The following is a 531-nucleotide window of genomic DNA, read 5'->3' as shown; positions in this document are numbered from 1 at the left end:
GCCTTGGCCTGGCGATCGCCCATGAGCTGATCCGCGCCCATGGCGGCACGGTGGAGCTGGTCGAATCGATCGGCGGCCGCACGGTCTTCGCCGTCACCATCCCCGACCAGCCGGTGCGGCTCGATCAGGCCCGCAACGGCCTGCGCCGCCCGGCTTGACCGTGGCAGGCCAGGGAAGACGTTCCCGCTTCGGAGTTCCGCGAAGCAAAGACCCCGGTCGGAATGTGATCCTGTAAACGCCTGCGACAAAACTTTTGCCGGGCCGGCTTGCTTTTCCGAAATTCAGTCGTTAGGGAACACTCCACATCGCGGCCGGCGTCTCGACCGGATCGCGGGGCTTGTGTCTCACACGGCCTGATGCGCGCCCGTAGCTCAGCTGGATAGAGCACCAGACTACGAATCTGGGGGTCAGGAGTTCGAATCTCTTCGGGCGCGCCAATTAATCAAACTGAACTCCCGCGCATTTGCCTCGCCGGCCGAAGCAGTCGCTGGCTGCCTACGCTCACGCGGCGAGGTTCACGTGGCGTATTAA

The 531-nt window shown here is 63.8% G+C and carries 1 tRNA gene and 1 pseudogene; both read left to right on the top strand.

Features of this window, described 5'->3' with window-relative positions:
* Nucleotides 1-158: pseudogene (locus EOA60_RS39540) on the top strand (sensor histidine kinase); the annotation flags it as partial.
* A 202-nt stretch (nucleotides 159-360) separates the two neighbouring features.
* A tRNA-Arg gene (locus EOA60_RS36620) sits at nucleotides 361-437 on the top strand.
* The last annotated feature ends 94 nt before the right edge of the window (nucleotides 438-531 follow it).

The sequence above is a fragment of the Mesorhizobium sp. M1A.F.Ca.IN.020.06.1.1 genome (genome assembly GCF_004023265.1).
GTDB lineage: Bacteria > Pseudomonadota > Alphaproteobacteria > Rhizobiales > Rhizobiaceae > Mesorhizobium.
Note: the sequence above shows the minus strand (reverse complement) of the source record. Positions and strands in the feature narration are given on the sequence as shown.